Below are 7,103 nucleotides of genomic sequence, written 5' to 3' on the forward strand. Positions count from 1 at the left end.
CTGACCAGCGAATCGGCGGATCAGGACATCGACGGACCGGTGTGGTGCGGGATCGCGGATCAGTGGTGCAGGATCTTCGAGAGGAAGTCCTTGGCGCGGTCGCTGCGCGGATTGCTGAAGAACTCGTCGGGCGTGGCCTGCTCGATGATCCGGCCGTCGGCCATGAAGACGACCCGGTTCGCGGCCGACCGGGCGAAGCCCATTTCGTGCGTGACGACGACCATCGTCATTCCGTCACGGGCCAGTTGCTGCATGACTTCGAGCACTTCATTGATCATCTCCGGGTCGAGCGCCGAGGTGGGCTCGTCGAAGAGCATGACCTTCGGGTTCATCGCCAGCGCCCGCGCGATGGCCACGCGCTGCTGCTGTCCGCCCGAGAGTTGGGCGGGGTACTTGTCGGCCTGCGAGCCCACACCCACGCGGTCGAGCAGCGTGCGCGCGGTCTCCTCGGCCTTCTTCTTGTCCGTCTTGCGGACCTTGATCTGGCCCAGCGTGACGTTCTCCAGCACCGTCTTGTGTGCGAAGAGGTTGAACGACTGGAAGACCATGCCGACATCGGCACGCAGCCTCGCCAGTTCCTTGCCCTCGTCGGGCAGGGGTTTGGCGTCGATCGAGATCGAACCCGAATCGATCGTTTCCAGGCGGTTGATGGTGCGACACAGTGTGGACTTGCCGGACCCGGAAGGCCCGATGACGACCACGACCTCGCCACGGGCGATGGTCAGGTCGATGTCCTGGAGCACATGCAGCGCGCCGAAGTGCTTGTTCACGTTGCTCAGTACGACCAGGTCGCCCGTCGCCTGCCCGGCGCCCCCGGTGTCCTTGGTCACTGACACTCCGCTCATCGGCTTTTTGCTCCGTCCTCACTCGGTTGGGGAGGACCTTAGTCACGCGCTGCGATCAGCGTCATTACATCTGAGCTGAAATTGAGCATAACGATCCGGCCGCAACCGGACACTCCGTGTGAACTGGGCAGCGCGGGGAGTACCGGGTGGGTAACGGAAACGTTGGTGTAACGGGAAGGCTCTTGACTGGCGCCCCGTCATCGGCGTGGATGCCATTTACGTACTTCGGACATGACTCAAGATCACGACATGCAGGAAAGTGACCGAAAAGGGGGCCCGTGAGGCTTTTGCTCGTGGAGGACGACGACCATGTCGCCGCCGCCCTGTCCGCCGTGCTCGCCAAGCACGGATTCCAGGTCGTCCATGCCCGCAGCGGCGAGGAGGCGCTGCAGGCCGTGCTGCCCGCCGCCGGCAAGCCGCCCTTCGCGGTGGTGCTGCTCGACCTCGGCCTGCCCGACCAGGACGGCTACCAGGTCTGCGGCAAGATCCGGAAGATCACCTCGACCCCGGTGATCATGGTGACGGCCCGGGCCGACGTACGGTCCCGGATCCACGGCCTCAATCTGGGGGCCGACGACTACGTGGTCAAGCCGTACGACACCGGTGAACTCCTCGCCCGCATCCACGCCGTGAGCCGGCGCACCGTGAGCGGGGACGAGCCGGGGCACCCGGAGGAGGCGGTCCAGCGGCTCGGGCGGCTCACGCTCGAACTGCCCACCCGCCGCGTCACCGTGGACGGTACGGCCGTACAGCTCACCCGCAAGGAGTTCGACCTGCTGGCCCTGCTCGCGCAGCGCCCCGGGGTCGTCTTCGGCCGGGAACAGATCATCAGCGAGGTGTGGCGCACGAGTTGGGAGGGGACGGGGCGCACCCTGGAGGTTCATGTGGCGTCGCTGCGTTCCAAGCTCGGCATGCCCGCGCTGATCGAGACCGTACGGGGGGTCGGCTACCGGCTGGTCGTGCCGGCCGGGCACCCGCACCGGTGAGCACCCGGCTTCTGCCGCTGCTGATCATTCTCATGGCGGCCGTGCTCCTCGCCCTGGGCTTTCCCCTCGCCGTCAGCAGGGCCGCGGCCGAACAGCAGGACGTCGTCATCGACCGGATCGACGACACGGCCCGCGTCGCGGCCCTCGCGCAGTTCGTCTCCGAGGGCCGCACCGGTACGGAGGGCCGCGCGGGCAGCGAGGAACGGCGCGACCTGCTGGAGGAGGAGCTGACCCGCTACCACGAGGTGTACGGGATCAGGGTCGGCGTCTTCCACCGCGACGGCAGGGCCATGGCCAGCGCCCCGGGGAACTGGCGCGTGCCGGCGGGCGGCAAGGGGCGCCAGTCCTTCCAGGAGGCTCTGCTGGGCCGCCGCAGCGACGACCCCGAGCAGGTCTGGCCCTGGCAGAACGGCCGGCTCATCGTGGACTCGCCGGTCGTACGGGACGGGGACGTCGTCGCCGTCGTGGTGACGGACTCACCGACCGGCCAGATGCGTTCGCGCACCCTGCGGAGCTGGCTGGTCATCGCGGCGGGCGAGGCGGTGGCCATGCTCGTGGCGGTCGGGGCCGCCATCCGGCTGACCGGGTGGGTGCTGCGGCCCGTACGGGTCCTCGACGCCGTCACCCACGACATCGCCACCGGACGGATGAAGTCGCGGGTCGCCGCGGCCGGCGGACCGCCGGAACTGCGGCGGCTGGCCGGCTCGTTCAACGAGATGGCCGACAACGTCGAGGACGTGCTGGAGCAGCAGCGCGCCTTTGTCGCCGACGCCTCCCACCAGTTGCGCAACCCGCTCTCCGCACTGCTGCTGCGGATCGAGCTGCTGAGCCTCGAACTGCCCGAGGGGAACGAGGAGATCGCCTCCGTACGCACCGAGGGCAGGCGGCTGGCCCAGGTCCTCGACGACCTGCTCGACCTGGCGCTGGCCGAGCACACCGCCGCCGACCTGCGGATCACCGACATCGGGGAGGTGGCCGCCGAACGGGTCGCGGCATGGCGGGCCGTCGCCGAGGAGAAGGGCGTACGGCTGACCGAGCACCGCGCCGCGGTCACCGGCTGGGCCGATCCCATCGCGCTCTCCAGCGCCCTGGACGCCGTGATCGACAACGCCCTCAAGTTCACCCCGGCCGGTGGGGAGGTCACGGTCGCGGTCGCCCGTAACGGCACGACGTCCACCGTCGTCGTCGACGACGGCGGTCCCGGGCTCACCGACGAGGAGCTGTCCCGGATCGGCGACCGCTTCTGGCGCAGCAACCGTCATCAGAACATCAAGGGATCGGGGCTCGGCCTCTCCATCACGCGGGCACTGCTCGCGGCGGGCGACGGCACCATCACGTACGCGCACGGCGAACCGCGCGGTCTGCGGGTCACGGTGACCGTGCCGCGCACGGCACCCTGACCCCGCGGCGTCACGGCTTGACCGACTGGTAGTACCGCTGGGCGCCCTCGTGGAGCGGGAGCGGGGCCGTGTAGATGGCGGTCCGCAGATCCACCAGCTGGGCCGGGTGCACCTGGTGGCCGATGCGGTCGCGGCTCTTGATCACCGTGCGGGTGAACCCCTCCACCAGGTCCGGATCGATCCGGTCGTCGGTGACGAGCAGATTCGCCACCGCCACGGTGGGGACGGGGGTGCTGTTCCGTATCTTCCCGTACGCGTCGGCCGGTATCTCGGCGGAGCGGTAGTAGCGCGCGGAGGCCCCGCCGGAGGTGTGCAGCTTCTCGACCAGGGCGGCGTCCAGCGGTACCAGCCGTATGTCGTAGCGCTCGGACAGCTTCTCCACGGCGGTGGTGGGGAGCCCGCCCGACCAGAAGAAGGCGTCCAGGTCACCCGCTTCGAGCAGCCGCGGCATGGTGTCTATCCCGGCCAGGACCGGGCTGACGTCCTGGGCGGGGTCGAGCCCCGCGGCCGTCAGGATCCGCTCCGCCAGGAGCCGGACCCCCGATCCCTCCTGGCCCACGCCGACCTTCTTGCCCCGCAGCCCCGCGACGGAGCTGATGCCTGCGCTCTTGGCGGCGATGAGCTGCACGTAGTCGTCGTAGAGCCGCGCGCAGCCGCGCAGCCCGTCCGCGCCGGGACGCCGGTCCTTCTGGTACTTGGCGACGGCGTCGGCCGTGGCGATCGTGAAGTCGGCGTCGCCCGTCGCCACCCGCGCGAGGTTCTGCTGGGAGCCCTCGCTGTCCCGCAGATCGACCGACACCCGCGGCAGATCGCGGGCGAGGTCCTCCTTGAGCAGCGTCCCGTACCGCTGGTACACCCCGGTGGTCACCCCCGTGCTGAAGGTGACCGAACCGCTCGGCGTGGCCGCGCGGAGCGGTGCCAGCCACCACACGAGCAGCCCGAGCACCACCAGCCCCGCGGCGGCCCCCAGGGCGCGGCCACGGCTGATCCGGGGCGGAACGGTGAACATGGGCCGATCCTGTCAGCTCACTCCCCGTGATGGCCAGGCCCTGTCCGGCACCCGCCACTTACCACGCGCCTCTTCCGCCTACTCTGGTGGGCATGAGCAGCGGCGACCGGAGTCAGGCAGTGGGCGGTACGAGAAGTTACGAGGTGCGCACCTACGGGTGCCAGATGAATGTCCACGACTCCGAACGGCTCTCCGGCCTCCTGGAGGACGCGGGGTACGTCCGGGCGCCCGAGGGCTCCGACGGGGACGCCGATGTCGTCGTCTTCAACACCTGCGCCGTCCGGGAGAACGCCGACAACAAGCTGTACGGCAACCTCGGCCGGCTCGCGCCGATGAAGACCAGGCGCCCGGGCATGCAGATCGCCGTCGGCGGCTGTCTGGCCCAGAAGGACCGTGACACCATCGTGCGGCGCGCGCCCTGGGTCGATGTGGTCTTCGGCACGCACAACATCGGCAGACTGCCGGTCCTCCTGGAGCGCGCCCGCGTCCAGGAGGAGGCGCAGGTCGAGATCGCCGAATCGCTGGAGGCGTTCCCCTCCACGCTGCCGACCCGGCGCGAGTCCGCGTACGCCGCCTGGGTCTCCATCTCGGTCGGCTGCAACAACACCTGCACCTTCTGCATCGTCCCCGCCCTGCGCGGCAAGGAGAAGGACCGCCGCCCCGGCGACATCCTGGCCGAGATCGAGGCCCTGGTCGCCGAGGGCGTCTCCGAGATCACGCTGCTGGGCCAGAACGTCAACGCGTACGGCTCCGACATCGGAGACCGCGAGGCGTTCTCCAAGCTGCTGCGCGCCTGCGGGGCGATCGAAGGGCTGGAGCGCGTCCGCTTCACCTCGCCGCACCCGCGCGACTTCACGGACGACGTGATCGCGGCGATGGCCGAGACGCCGAACGTGATGCCGCAGCTCCACATGCCGCTCCAGTCCGGCTCGGACCCGGTCCTCAAGGCGATGCGGCGCTCGTACCGGCAGGACCGCTACCTCGGCATCATCGGCAAGGTGCGGGCCGCGATCCCGCACGCCGCCATCTCCACCGACATCATCGTGGGCTTCCCCGGCGAGACCGAGGAGGACTTCGAGCAGACCATGCACGTGGTGCGTGAGGCGCGTTTCGCGCAGGCGTTCACCTTCCAGTACTCGAAGCGCCCCGGGACCCCGGCCGCGGAGATGGACGGCCAGATCCCCAAGGAGGTCGTCCAGGAGCGCTACATGCGGCTGTCCGCCCTTCAGGAGGAGATCTCCTGGGAGGAGAACAAGAAGCAGGTGGGCCGGACGCTGGAGATCATGGTCGCGGAGGGCGAGGGGCGCAAGGACGGCGCCACGCACCGGCTCTCGGGGCGCGCGCCCGACAACCGGCTCGTCCACTTCACCAAGCCGGACGAGGAGGTGCGGCCGGGCGACGTGGTGACCGTCGGGATCACCTACGCCGCCCCGCACCACCTGCTCGCCGAGGGCCCGACGACGCGGGTACGGCGCACGCGGGCCGGCGACGCCTGGGAGAAGCGGCACGCCGCGGAGGCGGCGAAGCCTGCCGGGGTCCTGCTGGGCCTGCCCACGGTGGGCGTCCCTGCCCCGCTTCCCGCAGTGACGGGAGGCTGCGCCGCCCCGTGACCGGCGCTCCGTTGACCGGCGACGCGGCGACGCGGCGATCGGTCGGCGCCCCGTGACCGGCGCCCCAGCGATCGGCGGACCGGCGATCGGCGGACCGGCCCGGAACGTGGCCTGGGTAGGCTGCTGATCATGCTCGTATCCGCTGCCGTATGTCCCAGTCCGCCGCTGCTGGTGCCCGCCGTGGCGGCCGGCGCCGCGCCCGAGCTCGACGCGGCGCGCGCCGCCTGCGCGGACGCGCTGGGGGTGCTCGCCGCCGCCCGGCCCGACCGGCTGGTCGTCGTCGGCCCGGCGGAGCCGGCGGCCGCGGGAGAGCACCCGCAGGGCGCCGCGGGGTCGTTCCGCGGCTTCGGGGTGGAGGTGGACGTCGTCCTCGGCGGGGCCGCGCCGGGCGGCGCCGGGGCCCCCGGACGGGCGCTGCCGCCCTCCCTCGCCGTCGCGGCGTGGCTGCTGGAGCACGTCCACTGGTCCGCCGCCCCGGTGTCCGCGCTGGGTGTGGACGAGCGGCTCGCCACCGGCCGCTGCGTCGCGGCCGGACAGGAGATCGCGGCGGGGGACGACCGGGTGGCGCTGCTGGTGATGGGTGACGCCAGCGCGTGCCGCACGCTCAAGGCGCCCGGCTATCTGGACGACCGGGCGGCCGGCTTCGACGCGGCGGTGGCGGCGGCCCTGTCGGCGGCGGACGTGGCGGCGCTCACGGCGCTCGACACGGAGCTGGCGTCCGCGCTCAAGGCGGCGGGCCGGGCCCCCTGGCAGGTGCTCGCCGGCGCGGCCGGGGGCGCGGGGCTGGGCGGCGCGCTGCTGTACGAGGACGCGCCGTACGGGGTCGGCTACCTCGTGGCGGCCTGGTCGTAGCGGACACGGAGCGACGGGGCGGTACGGAGCGCCACGGCCCCGTACCGCCCCGTCGCCGTCCCCGTGTGACGATCAGGAAGCGGCCGGTGGCGGGGGAGTGCCGTCGTCCTTGTGGGAGAGCTTGCCGAGCGCGTCCTTGGCCTTGCCCGTACCCGCGTCGATCTTGTCGCTGTACTTGCCCTTGGTCTTCTCGTCGACCGTGCGGGCGGCCTTGTCCAGCCCGTGTTCGATCTTGCCCCCGTGCTGCTGCGCGAGGTCGGCGACCTTTTCCTTGGCCGGACCGATCTTGGCCTTCAATGAATCCAGGAAGCCCATGGGCCACCTTCCCTCGGAGGAGACAACAGCCTACTTGTGGGTGCTTTTTCCCCGCCTCACCGTCCGCAGTCGGCTCCGTCCTGACG

Annotated in this window: 7 protein-coding genes; 4 read left to right on the forward strand and 3 right to left on the reverse strand. The window is 71.1% G+C overall.

The window, feature by feature from the left end; all coding sequences use genetic code 11:
- Positions 1-59: 59 nt before the first annotated feature.
- The gene (locus ACFXKG_RS39045; protein ID WP_382893601.1) at positions 60-845 is read right to left on the reverse strand and encodes an amino acid ABC transporter ATP-binding protein; all 786 of its coding nucleotides are present in this window, start codon (positions 843-845) and stop codon (positions 60-62) included.
- A 278-nt stretch (positions 846-1,123) separates the two neighbouring features.
- Here ACFXKG_RS39045 and ACFXKG_RS39050 point away from each other — a divergent pair, with 278 nt between their 5' ends.
- Both ACFXKG_RS39050 and ACFXKG_RS39055 read left to right on the forward strand, forming a co-directional pair.
- A complete protein-coding gene (locus tag ACFXKG_RS39050) occupies positions 1,124-1,831 on the forward strand; it encodes a response regulator transcription factor (RefSeq protein ID WP_365817737.1) in 708 nt (235 codons plus the stop codon).
- Positions 1,828-3,231 (forward strand): sensor histidine kinase, encoded by a 1,404-nt coding sequence (locus ACFXKG_RS39055; RefSeq protein WP_384849675.1) that lies wholly within the window; start codon positions 1,828-1,830, stop codon positions 3,229-3,231. Before ACFXKG_RS39050 ends, ACFXKG_RS39055 begins: the two co-directional genes overlap by 4 nt.
- A 10-nt stretch (positions 3,232-3,241) precedes the next feature.
- On the opposite strand, the gene ACFXKG_RS39060 is transcribed toward ACFXKG_RS39055, so the two are convergent.
- Positions 3,242-4,240 (reverse strand): TAXI family TRAP transporter solute-binding subunit, encoded by a 999-nt coding sequence (locus ACFXKG_RS39060; protein WP_384849678.1) that lies wholly within the window; start codon positions 4,238-4,240, stop codon positions 3,242-3,244.
- Between the two features lie 92 nt (positions 4,241-4,332).
- Here ACFXKG_RS39060 and miaB point away from each other — a divergent pair, with 92 nt between their 5' ends.
- A complete protein-coding gene (gene miaB / locus ACFXKG_RS39065; protein ID WP_384849681.1) occupies positions 4,333-5,850 on the forward strand; it encodes a tRNA (N6-isopentenyl adenosine(37)-C2)-methylthiotransferase MiaB in 1,518 nt (505 codons plus the stop codon).
- A 129-nt stretch (positions 5,851-5,979) separates the two neighbouring features.
- Positions 5,980-6,702, forward strand: a complete 723-nt coding sequence (locus tag ACFXKG_RS39070) for a hypothetical protein (protein ID WP_384849684.1) — start codon at positions 5,980-5,982, stop codon at positions 6,700-6,702.
- Positions 6,703-6,774: 72 nt separating this feature from the next.
- On the opposite strand, the gene ACFXKG_RS39075 is transcribed toward ACFXKG_RS39070, so the two are convergent.
- Entirely contained in the window at positions 6,775-7,017 is a 243-nt protein-coding gene (locus tag ACFXKG_RS39075) for an antitoxin (RefSeq protein WP_365817747.1), read from the reverse strand.
- Positions 7,018-7,103 lie beyond the last annotated feature (86 nt).

It is taken from the genome of Streptomyces sp. NPDC059255 (assembly GCF_042752355.1).
Classification (GTDB): Bacteria; Actinomycetota; Actinomycetes; order Streptomycetales; family Streptomycetaceae; genus Streptomyces.

Coding starts and splice junctions, on each gene's coding strand:
- miaB (WP_384849681.1), top strand. CDS start 4,333: ATGAGCAGCGGCGACCGGAGTCAGGCAGTGGGCGGTACGAGAAGTTAC.
- ACFXKG_RS39060 (WP_384849678.1), bottom strand. CDS start 4,240: ATGTTCACCGTTCCGCCCCGGATCAGCCGTGGCCGCGCCCTGGGGGCC.
- ACFXKG_RS39075 (WP_365817747.1), bottom strand. CDS start 7,017: ATGGGCTTCCTGGATTCATTGAAGGCCAAGATCGGTCCGGCCAAGGAA.
- ACFXKG_RS39045 (WP_382893601.1), bottom strand. CDS start 845: ATGAGCGGAGTGTCAGTGACCAAGGACACCGGGGGCGCCGGGCAGGCG.
- ACFXKG_RS39070 (WP_384849684.1), top strand. CDS start 5,980: ATGCTCGTATCCGCTGCCGTATGTCCCAGTCCGCCGCTGCTGGTGCCC.